Origin of the sequence: Parvularcula lutaonensis, from assembly GCF_014651915.1 — a bacterium.
Lineage (GTDB): Bacteria > Pseudomonadota > Alphaproteobacteria > Caulobacterales > Parvularculaceae > Parvularcula > Parvularcula lutaonensis.
In genome coordinates, this window is record NZ_BMXU01000001.1 from 391185 (window position 1) to 408275 (window position 17091).

General features: G+C 59.6%; 20 protein-coding genes. 13 read left to right on the forward strand and 7 right to left on the reverse strand.

The window, feature by feature from the left end; all coding sequences use genetic code 11:
- Positions 1 to 64 precede the first annotated feature (64 nt).
- On the forward strand, positions 65 to 1570 hold the full coding sequence (locus tag IE053_RS01755) for an MFS transporter (RefSeq protein ID WP_189570867.1): 1506 nt from the start codon (positions 65 to 67) through the stop codon (positions 1568 to 1570).
- Here the strand turns inward: IE053_RS01755 and IE053_RS01760 are convergent, their stop codons facing one another.
- The 3 genes from IE053_RS01760 to IE053_RS01770 are packed head-to-tail and all read right to left on the reverse strand — an operon-like array spanning position 1571 to position 4274.
- Positions 1571 to 2377, reverse strand: coding sequence for an alpha/beta fold hydrolase (locus IE053_RS01760; protein ID WP_189570869.1), 807 nt, complete (start codon positions 2375 to 2377; stop codon positions 1571 to 1573).
- On the reverse strand, positions 2377 to 3390 hold the full coding sequence (locus IE053_RS01765) for an MDR family NADP-dependent oxidoreductase (RefSeq protein ID WP_189570871.1): 1014 nt from the start codon (positions 3388 to 3390) through the stop codon (positions 2377 to 2379). The genes IE053_RS01760 and IE053_RS01765 overlap by 1 nt, the downstream gene beginning before the upstream one ends.
- On the reverse strand, positions 3387 to 4274 hold the full coding sequence (locus IE053_RS01770) for a VOC family protein (protein ID WP_189570873.1): 888 nt from the start codon (positions 4272 to 4274) through the stop codon (positions 3387 to 3389). Before IE053_RS01770 ends, IE053_RS01765 begins: the two co-directional genes overlap by 4 nt.
- 78 nt (positions 4275 to 4352) lie before the next feature.
- On the opposite strand from IE053_RS01770, the gene IE053_RS01775 reads away from it, so the two are divergent.
- Positions 4353 to 4649 (forward strand): DUF1330 domain-containing protein, encoded by a 297-nt coding sequence (locus tag IE053_RS01775; RefSeq protein ID WP_189570874.1) that lies wholly within the window; start codon positions 4353 to 4355, stop codon positions 4647 to 4649.
- Positions 4646 to 5428 carry a hypothetical protein gene (locus IE053_RS01780; protein WP_189570876.1) on the forward strand — a complete coding sequence of 261 codons (783 nt, stop codon included), beginning with the start codon at positions 4646 to 4648 and terminating at the stop codon, positions 5426 to 5428. The genes IE053_RS01775 and IE053_RS01780 overlap by 4 nt, the downstream gene beginning before the upstream one ends.
- On the opposite strand, the gene IE053_RS01785 is transcribed toward IE053_RS01780, so the two are convergent.
- Together IE053_RS01785 and IE053_RS01790 are read right to left on the reverse strand one after the other, a co-directional pair.
- On the reverse strand, positions 5425 to 5793 hold the full coding sequence (locus IE053_RS01785) for a hypothetical protein (RefSeq protein WP_229786018.1): 369 nt from the start codon (positions 5791 to 5793) through the stop codon (positions 5425 to 5427). The two genes, IE053_RS01780 and IE053_RS01785, sit on opposite strands and share 4 nt — an antisense overlap.
- Positions 5790 to 7010, reverse strand: a complete 1221-nt coding sequence (locus IE053_RS01790) for a class I SAM-dependent methyltransferase (protein ID WP_189570878.1) — start codon at positions 7008 to 7010, stop codon at positions 5790 to 5792. The genes IE053_RS01785 and IE053_RS01790 overlap by 4 nt, the downstream gene beginning before the upstream one ends.
- Positions 7011 to 7119: 109 nt before the next feature.
- Here IE053_RS01790 and IE053_RS01795 point away from each other — a divergent pair, with 109 nt between their 5' ends.
- The 10 genes from IE053_RS01795 (at position 7120) to IE053_RS01840 (ending at position 15191) form a co-directional block, all read left to right on the forward strand.
- The gene (locus IE053_RS01795; protein WP_189570880.1) at positions 7120 to 7434 is read left to right on the forward strand and encodes a RedY/HapK family protein; all 315 of its coding nucleotides are present in this window, start codon (positions 7120 to 7122) and stop codon (positions 7432 to 7434) included.
- Between the two features lies 1 nt (position 7435).
- Complete coding sequence (locus tag IE053_RS01800) at positions 7436 to 8272, forward strand: SDR family NAD(P)-dependent oxidoreductase (RefSeq protein WP_189570882.1); 837 nt, start codon at positions 7436 to 7438, stop codon at positions 8270 to 8272.
- A 281-nt stretch (positions 8273 to 8553) separates the two neighbouring features.
- The gene (locus IE053_RS01805; protein WP_189570884.1) at positions 8554 to 9450 is read left to right on the forward strand and encodes a polysaccharide deacetylase family protein; all 897 of its coding nucleotides are present in this window, start codon (positions 8554 to 8556) and stop codon (positions 9448 to 9450) included.
- A 29-nt stretch (positions 9451 to 9479) separates the two neighbouring features.
- On the forward strand, positions 9480 to 10070 hold the full coding sequence (locus IE053_RS01810) for a CpcT/CpeT family chromophore lyase (RefSeq protein ID WP_189570886.1): 591 nt from the start codon (positions 9480 to 9482) through the stop codon (positions 10068 to 10070).
- Complete coding sequence (locus IE053_RS01815) at positions 10067 to 10645, forward strand: VOC family protein (RefSeq protein ID WP_189570888.1); 579 nt, start codon at positions 10067 to 10069, stop codon at positions 10643 to 10645. The genes IE053_RS01810 and IE053_RS01815 overlap by 4 nt, the downstream gene beginning before the upstream one ends.
- 87 nt (positions 10646 to 10732) lie before the next feature.
- Entirely contained in the window at positions 10733 to 11254 is a 522-nt protein-coding gene (locus IE053_RS01820; RefSeq protein WP_189570889.1) for a MaoC family dehydratase, read from the forward strand.
- Between the two features lie 10 nt (positions 11255 to 11264).
- Positions 11265 to 12449 (forward strand): acyl-CoA dehydrogenase family protein, encoded by a 1185-nt coding sequence (locus IE053_RS01825; RefSeq protein ID WP_189570890.1) that lies wholly within the window; start codon positions 11265 to 11267, stop codon positions 12447 to 12449.
- Positions 12449 to 13591, forward strand: coding sequence for a CaiB/BaiF CoA transferase family protein (locus IE053_RS01830; protein ID WP_189570892.1), 1143 nt, complete (start codon positions 12449 to 12451; stop codon positions 13589 to 13591). Before IE053_RS01825 ends, IE053_RS01830 begins: the two co-directional genes overlap by 1 nt.
- A complete protein-coding gene (locus IE053_RS01835; RefSeq protein ID WP_189570894.1) occupies positions 13588 to 14757 on the forward strand; it encodes a CaiB/BaiF CoA transferase family protein in 1170 nt (389 codons plus the stop codon). Before IE053_RS01830 ends, IE053_RS01835 begins: the two co-directional genes overlap by 4 nt.
- Positions 14757 to 15191, forward strand: coding sequence for a DUF3598 family protein (locus tag IE053_RS01840; protein WP_189570896.1), 435 nt, complete (start codon positions 14757 to 14759; stop codon positions 15189 to 15191). Before IE053_RS01835 ends, IE053_RS01840 begins: the two co-directional genes overlap by 1 nt.
- Here the strand turns inward: IE053_RS01840 and IE053_RS01845 are convergent.
- Both IE053_RS01845 and IE053_RS01850 read right to left on the reverse strand, forming a co-directional pair.
- Positions 15188 to 15895 (reverse strand): GntR family transcriptional regulator, encoded by a 708-nt coding sequence (locus IE053_RS01845; RefSeq protein ID WP_189570898.1) that lies wholly within the window; start codon positions 15893 to 15895, stop codon positions 15188 to 15190. The genes IE053_RS01840 and IE053_RS01845 overlap by 4 nt on opposite strands.
- Positions 15896 to 17065 (reverse strand): acetyl-CoA hydrolase/transferase family protein, encoded by a 1170-nt coding sequence (locus IE053_RS01850; protein WP_189570900.1) that lies wholly within the window; start codon positions 17063 to 17065, stop codon positions 15896 to 15898.
- Positions 17066 to 17091 lie beyond the last annotated feature (26 nt).

Sequence of the window (17091 nt, forward strand, 5' to 3'; positions counted from 1 at the left end):
ATTGATATACCAAAAAAGCTAGCGGCCCCGTACCGGCGGGCCGGGTCCTACCGGGAGGTCGCCTATGGCACGAGAGACGGAGTTTGGACGCGGTTGGCCGGTTCTCGCCGCAGCCGCGGTTGGGGTCGGGCTGGGTCTTTCGCCTCTGCCTTTTTACACGATCGGTGTTTTCATCCCGCCCCTGCTCGGAGAGTTCGGGCCGCTAGGATGGGCACCCGGTGATATCCTGAACGCCTTGGCGATCTACACGTTCGGTGCCTTTGCCGCTTCGCCCATTATCGGCATCCTGACCGAGAAGTTCGGTGCAAGGACGGTGGCGCTAACGTCGATCGTGACGTTCAGCCTGGCCATGATGGCCCTCAGCCTCAATACAGGCTCGAAGTCTCTCTACATCCTTTTATGGGTGGTGCTGGCGTTTGCTGGAGCGGGGACTCTGCCTATCACCTTTACCCGCCCCGTGGCGAACTGGTTCAAGGCGAACCGCGGCATCGCGCTCGGCATCGCCTTGATAGCCACGGGTGTCTTCGGTGCGCTCGCGAAATTCTTCGCCCAGTATGTCGTAAGCAACGAGGAACTTCATTTTTTCGGCGGCTCAGGCTGGCGCTCAGCCTACGTCCTTCTCGGCCTGTTACCGCTGGTGATCGCGCTGCCGGTCTGTTGGCTCGGGCTGCGGGATATCAATGATACACCTGCGCGGGATGCTGCGATCACCAGGTTCAAGCTGCCCATCCTGAGTATTTCGCTGGCTGGGACATTGGCGCTGATCTTCATCGTGCTGCGCCAGGTGATCCCATTGGCCGAGGCGAATGGGCTGCGGCTGGAATACCTGATGGCTTACGGGTTCTGTGCCCTGGCGCTCCTACCCGTCGGCATGATGCTGCTGCTCGACATCAGGAAAGCTCCGCCGGAGGTGGATGAGAGCGGGCCAGTGGTCCTCGAGGGGCTGACGCTGCCGCAGGCGCTGAAGACCTGGCGTTTCTGGCTGCTGGCTTTCTGCTTCGTTCCGATTTCCTACGCGGTCGGCGCCGTGATCCCGAACATCGAACGTATCCTCACGGCAAGCCGGTTCGGCATGGACGAGGCGGTCGGTCTTGCCACCCTGACGGGCCTGGCGGTGTTCGCGGGACGGATGATCGGCGGGTTCCTCATCGACAGGTTCTGGGCGCCGGGGGTGGCATTCATGTTCCTTGCGTCACCCGCGTTGGCGCTATGGCTTCTGTCCCAGCCGGGCCTTGACGCGGGAAGCGCGACGATCGCTATTCTGATGATCGGGTTCGGTGCTGGCGTGGAATACGATTTCATGGCCTACATCGTCTCCAAGTATTTCGGGATGAAGGCCTACTCGGCGATCTATGGTGCCTTGTACGGGTTTTTCGCGCTGGGCGCGGGGCTTGGCCCAACGATCATGACGGATATCGCCGATGGCCGCGGGATCCATTTCTTTGGCATCGACACCGGAATCCTGCCGGGTCACGACTGGGAATTCACGCTGACCACGGCGGCAATCGTCCTGTTCTGTTCGACGCTACCGCTGCTGGCGCTCGGCAAGTACCGCTATACCGTGGACTGATCAGGCAGCATCGAGTTTGGGCAGGAGGAGGTCGGCGACTTCCTTCGCATGGACGTCGAGGAAGCCGTAGGTCCAGTCCGGCAGCTCGATGATCTCGCCATTCGTCATCATTTCCCTGGCCCGTCTCGTGCAGACCTGCAGGTCGTCCGCGGGATTGAGGATGATCTTGCGATGAGGGAGCTGCTCGAGGCCCTCCGTGAACGGCGCGTTGTAGGCGAAGGCTGCTGTGTGGCCCCATTCATAGGCCTCTCCGGCCATCTGGGTCTGGAGAAAGCTACGGTCCATGTGCTCAAGCGACCAGGCCGGACCTGCCGAGGCGACGATACGGCGCCAGTTTTCCTTGATCCTCGTGCCCTCTCTGTCCAGCGGAATTGGCGTGAAGAAATCAGCGAACTGCGCGCGTTCCTCCTCGGTGAGGATTGCCGCGGACACCATCGCGATGCCGCGCACACGGGCGGGCTGTTGCTTCGCCATTTCGATGGCCACCTTCGAGCCAGTGTGGTTGCCGAAGACGTCGATCCGATCGAGCGCCATTGCGTCAGCGACCTTCCACATGCTCTCGGCGTAGAGTTCGACCGAAGCTTGTTCCTCCGAAGGCGGAGCGTCGGACATGCCATAGCCGGGATAGTCGCCAGCGACGGTCAACCGATCGCGGGAGGCTTCGAGCAGAAAAGTCTCGAACTCGAGAGAGTTTTTGGGACTCTGGTGGAGGCAGAAGAGGGGGAGTCGGTCCGTTTTCTCTCCGGCGAAGCGGTAGTGGATCTGACCGTACCTACCGTCAGTGTAGGCCTTCCGGGAGCGGGGCATCACAGTTTCTCCGGTGCGATCTGGACGAGGGCCTTGCCTTGGTTCTCGCCGTTCATCAGCCTTTCGAAGTGGGAGGGAAGAGCGTCGAGCCCATTCGCGCGGTCCTCCTGAAAACGGAGCCTGCCCTCACGGATCCAGGCGGACGCCTCGGCGATGAATTCGTCCCAGCGCGGATAGAAGTCATAGACGACGAGGCCCATCAGCTTCGCGCGCTTTCCGATGATCATGCCGGCATTGATCGGGTGCTGGCTCTGCTCCTCGCTGTGATAGGCGTCAACAAGGCCGCAGAGAATGCCGCGGGCATAGGGCCGGGCGTGCGACAGAGCGATCATGGCCATGTCTGCACTGACGTTTTCGAAGAAAGCGGTCAAACCGCCGGGCAGGGCTTCAGCGAGTGCGTCCCGCCAGTCCGCATCCTTGTAATCGACGCAGGTATCGAAGCCGTAGGTTTCTTTCACGATGCCGCATTTCTCAGGCCCCCCGGCAATTCCGACGACGCTGGAAGCACCCTTGATACGGGCAATCTGGCCAGCCGTGCCGCCAACGGGACCAGCCGCAGCATCGACGAGGAAAACGTCCCCTTTGCCGACCTCTGCCAGCTGCGTGACGCCCGCCCAGGCCGTCAGTCCAGGCATACCGAGAACACCGAGATAGGCGGAGAGCGGAGCATCCTCTGGCGAAACCTTCCGAATGTCTTCAGCATTCAGAGCAATGGTCTCGGCCCAGGCGCCATCCATCGAATAGATATAATCTCCTGCTGCGACCTTTTCGGTGTCGCTCTTGATGACCTGCGCGACCACAGCGGCGTTGACCGGATCTTTCATGGGGACGGGAGGCGTATGCCCCATGTGCCTGCCCCGAAGGGCTGAACCAATGTAGGGGTCGAGAGAGACATGGATCACACGGGCGAGGACACCGCCGGGTGGGCAAGACGGAGCCTCTGCTTCGATCACAGCGAAATCGTTTGCCTGCGGCTTATGATCGATGGCGTGGCGGGGCGTGACAAGCTTCATGCGTCGCCTGCCACGATTTCGACGAGCGTGCCATCAGGGCCTTTCATCGTGCCTGCGAGGCTATCCTTGTAGATCGGGCCGGGACGCACGGTCGGTTCGGTGATCCACGGCCCTTCGAGGCTACGGAAATCAGGGTTCCACATCGTGCCGATGGCGCAGCCTGGGACGAGCATCCCGTCATGGCGCGGGCGCTGTGTCGCCGCCGGCGGATACTGGTCGAGCTCGAGGAAGACGTCCCGCTCATGGACCATCGTTGCGATCCGATGAAGCTCCGCCTCGTCGGTTCCGTAAGCCTTGGCCAGCATTGTGTAGACGATCTCCATGTCGCGACCGAAGCTGACGCCCGCATGCTTGGCCATCCAGTCGAGACCTTCATCGAGGTCGCTGCATCCCATCACGAGGATGAAGAGCTTGTCGATGAGCGTCGACGCACGCGGAAGATCGAAGGCGGGAAGGTCATCCTTGATCTGGGTCAGGTAGACGATCTCCTCGTCGGGGCCCTTCACCTGCATCGGATGAATTGCAGGCAGGCCTTCTATCTCTCGGGGCGGGCCGATGATCTCAAAGGGGCTGTCGAGCATCCGCTCATTCGCGGCGAGGACGTCCTGCACGCAGATCTCGATCGCGTTCCAGCCATGAGTGACAAGCGCCTTGAAACCCTCGACGGGTGGCTGCTCGATGAAGCGGAGATAGATCTCTGCGCCGGAGCTCGGCTGCATGATGGCATAGTCGAGACCTGCGCTTTTGGGCGCGTCCCAGCTCTTGGCGAGGTCATCTGGCACCTGGCCGCGCTCGACGACCGAATAATCGAAATACTTGGCGTAGAGGCCTGTCGAGCGTTCGAGATCGCTCACGGTAAGGGTCGCGGCGCGCAGAAGTTTCATGCTGGCTCTTTCAACGGCTCTTGGGTTCTCCGATAAAAGGTATACCATTTAATCCGAGAAGCGAACAGGAACGATGCCATGGCCGCCTATATGATCGTCTTTGCCGCAGTGCATGACCGTGAGAGGTTCTTTCGAAATTATGCCAAGCCGACGGCCGAGCTGATCGAAAACTACGGCGGCGAGTATGTGCTGCGGGCACCTGGTGTCGAAAGCCTGGAAGGTGGACTGTTCGACGGCGCGAGCGCCGTCATTTCGAGATGGCCGGACAAGGCGGCGATCATGAAATTCTGGAATTCACCAGAGTACGAAGCATTGAAGTCGGCGCGGCAGCCGCTTTGCGATGCGCATGTGATGGTGGTGGAGGAGCCCGCATGATCGGCCTACTGATCGCCATCATGGCGCCGCCGGCCCTGGAAGACAGGGCAACCATGCCTGCTGCCGTACAGGCAGAGATCGAGCTTTCCGGTCGGGAGATCATTGAACGAGCGCAGGATGCCGCCGGCGGTGAGCTGTTCGTGCATCCTCGGACATTGAGACTCACGGGCTATAACATTATCCGCGATGAGGCCGGTGGGGAGACCCTATGGGACCGCTACGCCATGTGGCGGCAGTTCCCCGAGCAGAAAACCGATGCGCATACTGCAGATGGCAAAGTCAGGATCGAAGCGTGGTCGAATGGCTCCCTCGCGATGCTTCTGACCTTCGATGGCCATCGGACCTATAACGAAAAAGGTCTGGTGGCGGATCAGTCGGCGAACGCTATGTGGGGCGCGAACTTCGGTTTCGGAGCGATCCGGAATGCGCTCGATGAGGGATGGTCGCAGAAACGCAAAGCCGACCGTCTCATCGATGGCAATCCGACATTCATGGTAGCGCTGACCGACCCTTCCGGTGGCGAAACGCTCTTCGGGATCAGGCAGGCGGACAGCGCGATTGTCTATGTCGGCTTCGACACGCCTAAAGGTTGGCATGAAAGACGGTATTCGGAGTTTTTCTCCAAACCTGGAAGCGACTGGGTCCAGGCAGGGCGGGTTCGGCTATTCTATGACGGGGTGAAGTCCAATGAAGCGGTGTGGACGGATTACGAGGTCGGCACGCCGCTTCCGGACGCACTGTTCGTGGTGAAAGAACCTCCGGAAGAGCCGAGCTTTTAGCCGCCTTCGGCGAACTCCTCGGCAACCTCTTCGCTCGAGGCCTCCTTGCCTTCGGTCAGAGCTTCACGGTCCTGTTGCAGGATGCGAAGACATCGGGCGATAAACTCCTGCTGCCAGAGGCCTCGTTCGTCGGCCTCTTGCTTGCTGGGTTCAAAGGCCTCGATGGCTTCGCGCGTGATGTTGCCGTCACGTTCGAGAAGGCGTTCGATGGTATCGAGACGCTCTCGCATAACCGCGACCTCCTGCATCAGGACGAGAGTGATGTTCAGGACCCGCTCAGCGTCGGTGTTATCGAGAAACCATGGACGCTTGCCCTTGGCCTTGGCCCCCGCGAGGGCGAGAGGATCGAGCTTTTCTGCCATCATGCAGCCTTCCGTGCGCCGATGACGTGCCATGCGGCCTTTCGCCCGTAGTCCTCCTGGCCTTCATCCTTGGCGGCTTCTGGGAAGACTTCCGGATCCACCACGGCAGCGACACCGCCATGGATGAGGGTGTTGTGGCCGAAGCCTGCGTCTTCCATCCACTGGTCGAGATCGATCTCGTGCATCTTCGTCCAGAACGGTTCGTTGTTGTAGAAGGCGTCCCAATCCCGCATCGCCTGTTCGAAAAGAGACATGTCCTCTGTATACTGAGGCTGTTCGACGTGCAGGACAATGCCTCCGGGTCTCAGTAGACGTCTGGTTTCCCTGAAGATCATCGGCATCAGTTTGTAAGATGTTTCGTGGAGGAACATGGTCGACTGGATCCAGTCGAAGCTCTCGTCCTCGAATCGATCGAGCCGTGAAACATCTCCCTGTATGAAGCGGACATTCTCGATGCCCATGCTCTTGGCGCGGGCAAGCCCGTAGCGAAGCATCGGGGCACCAGCGTCGATACCGATCACCTCTGCATCCGGGAAAGCCGCCGCGATCGGGAGGACGTTGTGGCCGAGACCGCAGCCCAGGTCGAGGATACGTTTCGGGGCAAAGTCGGGCAGGTTCTGCTTCACCCACTGGGCCACCGCAACTCCGCCTCCATCGTTGAACCTGCCCAGCATGCCGCCGGTCGTCGCAAAAATGCCGATATCGTAGTTCGCCGCGCCGGACACGTCGCCGGGGAACAGTTCCGTGTAATAGCTACCGGGCATACAGTGATGGTCGATCGCAGCGGTGGAGCGAGGCTGCTCGAAGCAGGGATCGAGTTCGAGACGGTCGTCGCCTTCCGTCAGCTCACGGACCTTGTCCGCCAGTTCCTCTGCCTGCCGGATTGTGGTCCAGCGGCCCGCCTGTTGGCGCGATTCCATGGTCGCCCTGCGAAGAGCCGACCACCACTGCCAGGCCGGGTCTTTCGCCAGCGCCTTTCGGACCTCATGGCGGTTGGCGAACTCACGACCTTCAGCTGCTTCAAACGCCGGTCGGACGCGCGCTTCGAAAGCCTCCGCCACGCCGGGCATCAGCTGCTTCGACAGGTAGCGATTCATCTGCGCGAGAAAATTGAAACGAGCGGCTTCGTCATGACTGACCTCCGGATACACCCCGTGACGGCCGACGACGCGATAGTCCGGCGGGCCGTCATAGACGGCGGATTTGTCCTTTTGAGCCATGTTGGTCTCCTGGTTCTACAGGCTACGCGTGCTGATTGCAGCAAGCGGTCTGGGCATTTCAGGCAAATGGTATATCATTTCTGGAGTACAATCCCAAGGGAGCTTGCCCATGAGCACAAAAATTGTCGTTCTGTTCAATCTCAAGGACGGGGTGAGCGCCGCCGATTACGAGGCCTGGGCGAAGGCTACGGACCTGCCAACGGTCAATGGGCTGAAGTCAGTGGACAGCTTCCAGCCGTTCAGGTCGGTGGGGCTTCTCGGCTCTGACGCGAAGCCGCCCTACGCCTATGTCGAGATCATCGACGTCAACGACATGGACACCTTCGGGGATGAAATCGGCACGGATGCCATGCAGAAGGTGGCGAGCGAATTCCAGAGTATGGTCGACGATGTTTTCTTCATCCTGACCGAACCGGTTCGCTGAGATGGGGCGCTTCTCGGGAAAGACGGCGGTGATCACGGGCTCGGGCCGGAAGAACGGGCTCGGAGAAGCAATCGCCCTGCGCCTGGCCGAAGACGGCTGCGCAATCGTCATTTCTGATGTTGGACAGTCCCGGGACTCAGCCACGGGCACAGAGCATATCGGGACAACGGACGAAATGGAGGCGATTGCCGAGGAAATTCGGAAGAAGGGCGTGCAGGCTTCGACCAAGACCTGTGATGTCCGTTCCCTCGAAGAAGTCCGTGCACTGGCGAAGCACGCGAAGGAGACCCACGGCTCTCTCGACATCTGGGTCAACAATGCAGGTATAGGTTACATCATGAAGCCGCTGCTGGAGGTCACCGAGGATGATTGGCGCGCGGTAATCGACGTCAATCTCACCGGTGCCTTTTTCGGTGTGAAAGCCGCGGCCGAAGTGATGGTGGAGCAGGGCAGAGGCGGCCGTATCATCAACATTGCCAGTCAGGCTGCAAAGTCGGGCTTTCCCCACGCGCAGGCCTACACGAGTTCGAAACACGGTCTTGTCGGTCTCGTCCGCTCGGCGGCAGTGGAGCTGGGCCCGCACAAGATCACCGTCAACAATGTCTGTCCGAACCATGTCACGACGGGGCTCGGCGCATGGCAGAACGAGTATTTCTCGAAAGTCGTCGGTGCAAAGAGCGTCGACGAGTATCTGAAGGCGATGACAGCCCGTATACCGATGGGACGGCCCGGTCTGCCAAAAGACACGGCAAATGCGGTCGCGTGGCTGTGTTCCGACGAGGCAGAATACATCACGGCCGAGAGCATGAATGTTTCCGGTGGGGAGGAGCCACACTAAGGTCCTGGTGATGAATTTGAATGCTTTTCTCAGTCGTCCTCAGTCGAGCTTATGCGCTCTCAGATTTCATGGGTTAGGGACCCGGCGTGACGGACAGACGCGGTGCTGGCTTCGCCCTCGAGGGCGAGAGTGACGTTCCTAGACACGCAGATGATCCGCTTGATGACAGTGTGTTCCCTGAAAATCACCGCGGCAAGACTGGCCGCGTGGTCTGGAAGTTTGTCAAACCCGTTATTCAGAACGAGAGGGCGGTATTGCACTGTCTTCCGTGAAAGGAAATTATGAAGTTGCCGCGAGATCCAGCACCTCAAGATTTTACATGGCCGGGTGGTAAACGGCTCGCGCTTTCGATCGTCGTCAATGTCGAGGAAGGCGCGGAGAGCCGTATCGACGAGGGCGATCGCGGGCCAGAGCCCGTGGACGAGCTCGGGGTGACGCTTAAGAAGCCGATCCGCATGTATGGCAATGAAACAAACTATCAGTATGGGATCAATCGTGGCGCGCCGCGTGTGCTGAAGCTCCTTGACGAAGCCGGGGTCAACGCAACGTGGACTGCCTGTGGGTTGGCTTTGGAAAAGGCCCCCTGGTTGGCAGAGGCGATCGTGGCGCGGGGCGATGAGCCTTGCAATCATGGCTACAAATGGGCGTTCACGGCGTTCATGAACGAAGAAGCCGAGGCTGAATTCATCCGCAAGGGGACGGAATCGATTGAGAAGACCTGCGGCAGGAAGCCGGCTGGCTGGCTATCCCGTTACCTGCATAGCGATGCCACCCGACGGCTCCTGAAGGAACAGGGCTACTTTTACCACATGGATGATTATTCGGATGATTTTCCGTTCTGGGATCAGGTCGAGATGAAGGATGGCCACCACGAACCGATGGTCATCCTGCCGTATGCGATCGATTCCAACGACATGAAGTTCTGGCTCGATCCGAGCTTCACCCCGAACATGTGGCTCGATTACGCGACGCGAACGTTCGACTGGCTGCGGACGGAGGCGGCCGAGGAGGGCGCGCGAATGATGAGCATTGGGCTTCATCTCCGGATCATCGGCAGGCCGGGACGGATCGCTGCGCTAAGGGACTTCCTTTCCTACGTGACCGGACATGACGACGTCTGGATCACGACACGCGAAGCAATTGCCCGGCATTTTGCCGAGAATGTGCAGCCCGGATGACCTGGGCAGCTATTTTCCTCTTTATGCAGATGGCGTCTCCTTCTGACGATGCCGAGGCGTTTGCTCGGCAGGCGGTCGGTGTGTGGACAAGCGCTGAACAAGCTTCGGACGACGCCTATGACTACGTCGTCACCGAGGTGGTTCCGATCTCCGTGGACGAGGGTGCGAGCTACATCTACCAGCAGAACTGGATCTTCGGTTCTTCTACGCAGGAAGCCGACAGCCCCTCGCTCAGGCACGGAAAGCGACCCTATTTCCAAGTTGTCACTGCTGCGCGCGACCTCGGCGACGGGCTGGTTCACCTGACGACCTATCGGCTCACCAGTGAAGGCAGGTCGGCTGCGCGTGTTTGGATAAAGCACCGCGAAGCACCATTCGATCTCGACTGGCTTTCCGAGGTGGCCTGCATGAGCCACGTCCAGAAAGTCGCGGACGGATATTGGGAGGGCGGGGCTACATGCCCGAACGGTTACAAGGGCGGGGCAAGGGTTGAGAGCCGCTCGATCAGGACGCCCGATGCTTACGTGAACTGGGACCGTGGATTCTCCGCTGACGGTCGGTTCATCTGGGGTCCTGCTAGCGGCGGTTACATTTTCAAACGGTGGGAGAGCGCGGAATGATGCGCATAGGGACATTGATCGCGACGCTGTGGCTCATAGCGTGTTCGGGGGAGACAGTGACGACCGCTGCGGCCGAAGAGGAGGTTCGCAACCCTTTGGACTTCAGGCGGACCACGCTCATCGTGCGTGACATCGAAGCTTCGCTGGCGCTCTATCGGGACGCGCTGGGCATGACCGTAGCGTATGACGAGGAGCTGACCTCTCCGGGTCTTTCGACCCGCTTCGGCGCTGACGGTGTGAACCGCTCGCGCCTCGTCCTTCTGAAAGCCAATGACGACTACATTGGGATGCTGGGTCTGTGGCAGTTCCTCGACCAGACCGAGGCTGACAGGTCTGCACCCGATCCCGCCGATTTCACGCCGGGTGACATCGTTCTCCTCTTCAATACGCAGACGCTGGAAGAGACCTTCGCCAGGGCCGCCACAGCACCGGGCGTGAGCGTTATCGGAGAACCAAAGGAGCGTCGCTATCCGTCGCCAGCCGGTGATATCGTGGTCATGGTCTCGATGCTCACCGACAATGACGGCCATACCATCGAGCTGAACCAATTGTTGGAAGACCCACGCCGCGACTGATCGGCGCTCAAAGGATATGCCATTTGACGCCGATCGCATGGCGCTCTAATTTGTCCGGACAAATGACGCCGGACGGAGAGGCACGCCATGGTTCAGCAGTGGAAAGAGGTCGGTCCCAACCGGTACCGTGAGACCTTCGGTCGATATTTCGAGGATTTCCGCGAGGGCGATATCTACGAACACCGCCCCGGAAAGACCGTGACCGAATACGACAACCACCTCTTCACCCTGATGACTATGAACACCCATCCGATGCACTTCGATGCGGAGTTCGCGAAAGAAAGCGAGTTCAAGCAGAACCTCGTTGTTTCTCCGTATACGCTTGCCATTCTCATCGGAATGTCAGTCACGGATGTGAGCCAGAAGGCGATCGCCAATCTTGGCATGGAAGAGGTGAAGTTCACTGCGCCCGTGTTCGCCGGAGATACCATCTATGGTGAGAGCGAGGTCATCAAGAAACGCGAATCCAAGTCGCGCCCCGGTCAAGGTATCGTCACTGTGCTGACGACCGGCAAAAATCAGCGCGGCGAAACAGTGTGTACGTTCTACCGTAATCTCCTGATCCCGTCCCGCGGCAATGCGGTCGAGGACAAGATCGAGAACTATTGAGGACCATCCCATGGCCTATGAGCAGATGAATAGCGACGACGAAATGATGCTGGACGCCATTGGGAAGTGGCTCGAGCAAAAAGTCCATCCCGTTGCCATGAAGCTCGAACATGATGACGAGTACCCCACCGAGCTTGTCGAGGACATGAAGGAACTGGGACTCTTCGGTGCCCTGATCGATCCCGAATATGGCGGCCTCGGCCTGTCGGCAACGACCTACTCGAGGATCGTGACGAAAATTGCCGAGGAATGGATGAGCCTTACGGGCATCTTTAACTCCCACCTGATGATGGCACAGATCGTCCAGCGCTTCGGCACAGATGAGCAGAAGGAATACTGGCTTCCAAAATTTGCGACCGGCGAAATCCGCGGCGGGCTAGCGCTGACCGAACCTGATGCGGGTACCGATCTCCAGGCCATCAAGACCAAGGCGACGCGCCGTGGCGACAAGTACATCGTTGAAGGTGCCAAGACCTGGATTTCGAATGCCATCCAAGGGCATTGCGTCGCTCTCCTCGTGAAGACCGACCCCTCGGCTGAGCCGCGATACAAGGGGATGTCGATCCTCATTACCCAGACGAAAGATCCTTCCACAGGTCAGTGCCTGCCGGGGGTCCGAAATGGCAACAAGCTCGAGAAGCTGGGCTACAAGGGCATCGACAGTGGCGAGCTGATCTACGACAATTACGAGTGCGATGCAGACCTTTGCCTTGTCGGTGGCGAGGAAGGCAAAGGTTTCTTCATGGCGACAGGCGGACTCGAAATCGGCCGAATCAACATCGCTGCGCGGTCGGTTGGTATTGCGCGCCGGGCGCTTCGTGAATCTGTGGCCTACAGTCAGACGCGAAAGACGATGGGGAAGCCCATCTGCGAGCATCAGGCCATCCAGTTGAAGCTCGGGCACATGGCAGCACGCACCCGTGCTGCGGAGCTGCTCGTCGAGGACGCCGCACGTGCGTACGATACCGGTGAACGCGTCGACATGGAGGCCGGGATGGCAAAATACTATGCTTCGGAAACCGCTGTCGAAGTCGCAACTGAAGCCATGCGGATTCACGGCGGATACGGATATTCCAAGGAGTATCCGATCGAGCGCCTGTATCGCGACGCCCCGTTGATGTGTATCGGTGAGGGCACCAATGAAATGCAGCGCATCATCATTGCGAAGCAGCTCGTGAAGAGAAATCCCGTCTGATGACCGGGAGACCGCTTTCGGGTATCCGTGTGCTCTCTGTCGAGCAGTACGGGGCCGGCCCATACGGAACGATGCTTCTGGCCGACCTCGGAGCGGAGGTCATCAAAATCGAGGATCCTGACCGGGGCGGGGATATCTCGCGATCAGTAGGTCCTTTCACCCTCGGCGAGGGGGACAGCCAATTCTTCCAGACCTTCAGCCTCGGGAAGAAATCGGTAGCCCTGAACCTCAAAACTGAGGAGGGGCGATCGGCGTTCGAGCGACTGGTGCAAGACGCTGACGCTGTCGTCAACAACCTGCGAGGCGACCAGCCCGCGAAACTGCGATTGACCTATCCGGACCTATGCGAGAGCAACCCGGCGATTGTCTGTGCACATTTATCCGCTTACGGACGGGAAGGTGAGCGTGCCGACTGGCCGGGCTACGACTACCTAATGCAGGCGGAGGCGGGATTCATGTCGCTAACCGGCGAGCCTGACGGGCCGCCGGTGCGGTTCGGTTTATCGATGGTCGATTATCAGTCAGGAAGCCAGCTCGCGACCGCGGTGCTCGCAGGGATCATTGGCGCAAAGCGGACAGGAAGGGGCTGCGACATGGACGTCGCTCTGTTCGACACGGCGCTTCACCAGCTGTCATACCCCGGAACCTGGTATCTCAACGAGAAGTATGTGACTGGCAGGCTTCCGCGAGGGTCGCATCCCTCCATTACTCCGAGCCAGCTCGTGAAGACCAAGGATGCCTGGGGGCTCCTGATGTGCCAGACGCCGAAGTTCTGGGACCTTTGGTGCAAGATCGCTGGTGCAGAACATCTGCAAGCTGATGAACGTTTTTCTTCCATCCCATCCCGCCGGGAAAATCTCGCAGCGTTGAGCGATGAAGTCGATAAAGTGATGATGGCGCGGACCACCGACGAATGGACGGAGCTCCTCGGCGGGAAGGTGCCCTTCGCGCCGGTATACGACATCGCCCAGGCGCTTGATAATCCCTACGTCCAGTCCGTTGCCATGACATCCGAAATTGATCATCCTGATAGGGATCGACCGCTCCGCGTGCTTTCCTCACCATTCAGGATCAACGGCGAAAGACCCACCCCGCACCGGGCTCCAAAGATGGGTGAGCATACGAAAGAGTTTCTGAAATGAAGCTTCAGGGGCTCAAGGTCTTGGATCTCTCGGCATTTCTTCCGGGCCCCCACATGACGATGATGATGGCCGACCATGGGGCCGACGTCATCATGGTCGAGCCTGCAAATGGTGTCGGCGAACCGACTCGCGAGATCGGAGAGAAAACAGCCGATGGTGTATCAGTCTGGTTCCGGAATATTGCTCGGGGCAAGCGTAGCCTGAAACTCAACCTCAAGGATGATGCAGGGCGGGAGCTGTTCCATCGTCTTGCGGACCAGGCGGACGTTGTCGTGGAGGCATTCAGGCCAGGCGTGGTCAAGCGCCTGGGCGTCGATTACGAAACGCTTTCGGCGCGGAACGAGCGTCTGATCTATTGCTCGATCTCTGCGTTTGGGCAGGATGCATCAATCGCCAAGAAGCCTGCTCATGACCTGACGGTGCAGGGGCTTGCGGGCCTTGTCGATCTCAACCGCGGGCTCGAGGACGGAAAGCCGACCCTTCCCAATGTTCCGTTTGCTGACGCCTCGGCCTCGCTGATGGCTCTCTCAGCGATCATGATGGCTCTCTACCGCAGAGAGACGACGGGGCGAGGCGATTACATCGATCTTGCGATGTTCGACGCAGCCATGGCCTGGACCCCGAATGTGCTGGGGCCAGTCTTTGCGCAGAACCGCCCGCCGGAACCGAAGGAGATGCGAAGCTTCGGGGGAAGTGCGATGTACAATCTCTACGAAACGGCCGATGGCGAGTATCTCATTCTCGGCGGTTCGGAGGTGAAGTTCGCTGCGAACCTACTCGAAGCGTTGGGTAGGCGTGACCTGCTGCCTATTGCGAAGCTGCCGCCTGGACCCGATCAGGAGCCGCTTCGGTCGTTTTTCCGCGAGACTTTCATCGCAAAGGATCTGGCGAGCTGGAAGAAGTTCCTTTCCGAGGTCGATTGTTGTTGGAGTTGGGTCCGAAGTCTCGATGAGGCTATAAACGATCCGTATACTAATGAACGCCGTATGGTCTTTACTGACAGCGAAGGTCACAGGCATCTCGGCCCGCCGATCAGATTTCGTGAGGAGCCACCGACACCGGTTCCTTCGGTGCCGGGTTACGGAGAACACAGCATCGAGATTGCTCGTGAAGCTGGCCTCTCCGAGCCAGAGATTGACGCGCTGATCGCGAGAGGTGTCATCTGATGAATTTTCCTGCGACGCGCGCGCATGAAGGGACGTGGCGCGGTGTCTATACGCATCTCGACGAGGCCGGCAGGCTCATCGATCGGCACCGATCAGTTGTCGAGTGCGCGTTCCCCGATGACGGCGAAGTGTTCTACCGTCAGACGATCCGCTTCGACTGGGAAGACGGGCGGGTGCGCGAGGATGTCTTCGAAGGCCAGGTCGATGGCGACAAGCTCCGCTATGACACGGAAACCTTCTGCGGCGTTTCGTGGGAGACGGACGACGGCCTGATCCTTCTCAGCCTTCAGCGCAAGGATGAACCCGGCACCCATTTTTATGAGATCATCTGCATGGGTGAGGGCGGCCGCAACCGGGCCCGGACTTGGCATTGGTTCAGGGAAGGAAGGCTCTACCGCCGCACGCTTTGCGACGAGATGCGGGACCTGCGCTAGCGCCGCTCGAGTTGCATCTCGTAGGCAAAGCGTCCCGCCGGGTAGAGACTGATCGACAGAAGAATGACTTCGTCTGATCCGTCTCGGAATCTTCTTATCGCGGAGAGGGCGGGCGTGCCTGGATCGAGATCCAGTCTGGCGGCCGACTTCGGATCGAGTGCGACGGCCTCCATGCGCTGTGTGACCCGCGCTATCGGGATGCCATGCTGCTGTTCAATTCGTTCGGAGATCGATCCCTCGAGTATCGCACCGTCAGCCAGGTCTGGCGCAAGATCCCTCCTTACAAGGATGGACACACTGGCTTGAGGTGGTTTGTCCAATTCCCTCCGTATACCTTCTAGAATTATGAAATCACCAGTCAGACCGTAGCGGTCGAGGATCTCGCTTCCTGCGTCACAGCGTTCAGTCACTTGGAAATGGGCATCCCGCGCATATTGAAGCAGGCTGTCGAAGTCGTTTATCGACTGCGCGAAGGCGGCGACGCGCTCACCGACAACGACGGTGCCGGCGCCGCGGCGCCGCTCGATCAGGCCGTCATCCGTCAAGATCCGGAGCGCCTCGCGCGCGGTATGGCGCGAGACTGAATGGATCTCGCAGATTTCCATCTCCGTCGGGAAGCTGTCTCCGGGCTTGAACTTGCCGGATGTGATGTCCGCGCGAAGTGAAGCTGCAAGGGTTCGGTAAAGAGGGAGAGGGCGCTTCATTCAGAGTATCCGTTCGATCTCGGCCCAAGCCTGTTCGAGCGACGGCCTGTGTTCTGGCGCGGCGATAGCGATAAGCCGCTCCGCACGCTCTATGTCTGTTGCATGGCGAAGGTCTGCCACGCCATGCTCGGTGACAACGGTCTCGACATCACCGCGCGCCACCGAGACTGCGCTGCGGGCAAGATGCGGCACGATCCGGCTTATCGTGCCATTTCTTGCCGATGAAGCCAGAGCGATGATGCCGCGCCCCCCAGGGCTGGTCGCAGCACCCCGCAAAAAATCGACGAGTCCGCCGGTTCCAGAAACCTGGCGTCCACTGAGGAACTCTGCATTGACTTGGCCGAACAGGTCGACCTCGATGGCGGAGTTGACGGCCTTGAACCGGGGGATGGCGCTGAGTGTGGCCAAGGCATGGGTGTTCGTGACCGGCTCGAAACGAAATTGCGGTTCGCGACCTGCCGCTTCGTAGAGCTGCGACGAGCCGATCGCGACCCCGGTGGTGATGCTTCCATCCTCCGAGGAGATGGCCCCTGTGTCCATGAGGTTGAGGATCGGGTCCGATACCATGCCGGAGTGGATCTTCAGGTCCCGGTGATCGGTCAGGGCCTCGAGCACCGCCTGTTGGACGCTGCCTAGCCCTAGCTGAAGCGTGTCTCTGGATTCAATGAGCATCGCGACATGCTTGCCGATCGCCTCGAATTTTTCCGGCAGGTCTGTGGGCGGAACATTGATCAGGGGATAGTCGCTTTGGACCTCATGGGAGAACCGCGCCTTGCTGACTGAAGGGCTCCTGCCGGGAGCGGGCATCTGGCGGTTGATGATGCCCATTACCGGGACATCTTCCCGTTCAAGGATGATTTGTGAAAAGTCGCACGCCACACCGAGGCTGACCGTCCCCGGATCGCCGGACAACTCTTCGCTCGTCATCACGAAGGCGCCATCACAGGGGGTCCGAGCAAGCCACTGGCACGCTTGCGTATAGGAGAGTGGACGAAATGCCGTCTTCCTATTGGCAAAAGATTCGCGCGTAGCGGGAGTGACGAAGATGCTCTCGGCACGAGCCCCTGGAGCGAGGGAAGCCCAGTCCGTCACATTCACGCCGGGAATCCAAATGCCGAAGAAGGTCAGTCCTTCGGCGAGGGCGGGCTCGTGTCGGAACGCCTCGGCCAAGGCCAGCGGCTCACCAGCGCAACCAG

Excerpts from the sequence above, each read along its gene's own strand:
- IE053_RS01825 (WP_189570890.1), top strand. The coding sequence starts at position 11,265 with ATGGCCTATGAGCAGATGAATAGCGACGACGAAATGATGCTGGACGCC.
- IE053_RS01815 (WP_189570888.1), top strand. The coding sequence starts at position 10,067 with ATGATGCGCATAGGGACATTGATCGCGACGCTGTGGCTCATAGCGTGT.
- IE053_RS01795 (WP_189570880.1), top strand. The coding sequence starts at position 7,120 with ATGAGCACAAAAATTGTCGTTCTGTTCAATCTCAAGGACGGGGTGAGC.
- IE053_RS01775 (WP_189570874.1), top strand. The coding sequence starts at position 4,353 with ATGGCCGCCTATATGATCGTCTTTGCCGCAGTGCATGACCGTGAGAGG.
- IE053_RS01810 (WP_189570886.1), top strand. The coding sequence starts at position 9,480 with ATGGCGTCTCCTTCTGACGATGCCGAGGCGTTTGCTCGGCAGGCGGTC.
- IE053_RS01835 (WP_189570894.1), top strand. The coding sequence starts at position 13,588 with ATGAAGCTTCAGGGGCTCAAGGTCTTGGATCTCTCGGCATTTCTTCCG.
- IE053_RS01780 (WP_189570876.1), top strand. The coding sequence starts at position 4,646 with ATGATCGGCCTACTGATCGCCATCATGGCGCCGCCGGCCCTGGAAGAC.
- IE053_RS01830 (WP_189570892.1), top strand. The coding sequence starts at position 12,449 with ATGACCGGGAGACCGCTTTCGGGTATCCGTGTGCTCTCTGTCGAGCAG.
- IE053_RS01765 (WP_189570871.1), bottom strand. The coding sequence starts at position 3,390 with ATGAAGCTTGTCACGCCCCGCCACGCCATCGATCATAAGCCGCAGGCA.
- IE053_RS01790 (WP_189570878.1), bottom strand. The coding sequence starts at position 7,010 with ATGGCTCAAAAGGACAAATCCGCCGTCTATGACGGCCCGCCGGACTAT.
- IE053_RS01820 (WP_189570889.1), top strand. The coding sequence starts at position 10,733 with ATGGTTCAGCAGTGGAAAGAGGTCGGTCCCAACCGGTACCGTGAGACC.
- IE053_RS01805 (WP_189570884.1), top strand. The coding sequence starts at position 8,554 with ATGAAGTTGCCGCGAGATCCAGCACCTCAAGATTTTACATGGCCGGGT.
- IE053_RS01760 (WP_189570869.1), bottom strand. The coding sequence starts at position 2,377 with ATGCCCCGCTCCCGGAAGGCCTACACTGACGGTAGGTACGGTCAGATC.
- IE053_RS01770 (WP_189570873.1), bottom strand. The coding sequence starts at position 4,274 with ATGAAACTTCTGCGCGCCGCGACCCTTACCGTGAGCGATCTCGAACGC.
- IE053_RS01800 (WP_189570882.1), top strand. The coding sequence starts at position 7,436 with ATGGGGCGCTTCTCGGGAAAGACGGCGGTGATCACGGGCTCGGGCCGG.
- IE053_RS01785 (WP_229786018.1), bottom strand. The coding sequence starts at position 5,793 with ATGATGGCAGAAAAGCTCGATCCTCTCGCCCTCGCGGGGGCCAAGGCC.
- IE053_RS01845 (WP_189570898.1), bottom strand. The coding sequence starts at position 15,895 with ATGAAGCGCCCTCTCCCTCTTTACCGAACCCTTGCAGCTTCACTTCGC.
- IE053_RS01755 (WP_189570867.1), top strand. The coding sequence starts at position 65 with ATGGCACGAGAGACGGAGTTTGGACGCGGTTGGCCGGTTCTCGCCGCA.
- IE053_RS01840 (WP_189570896.1), top strand. The coding sequence starts at position 14,757 with ATGAATTTTCCTGCGACGCGCGCGCATGAAGGGACGTGGCGCGGTGTC.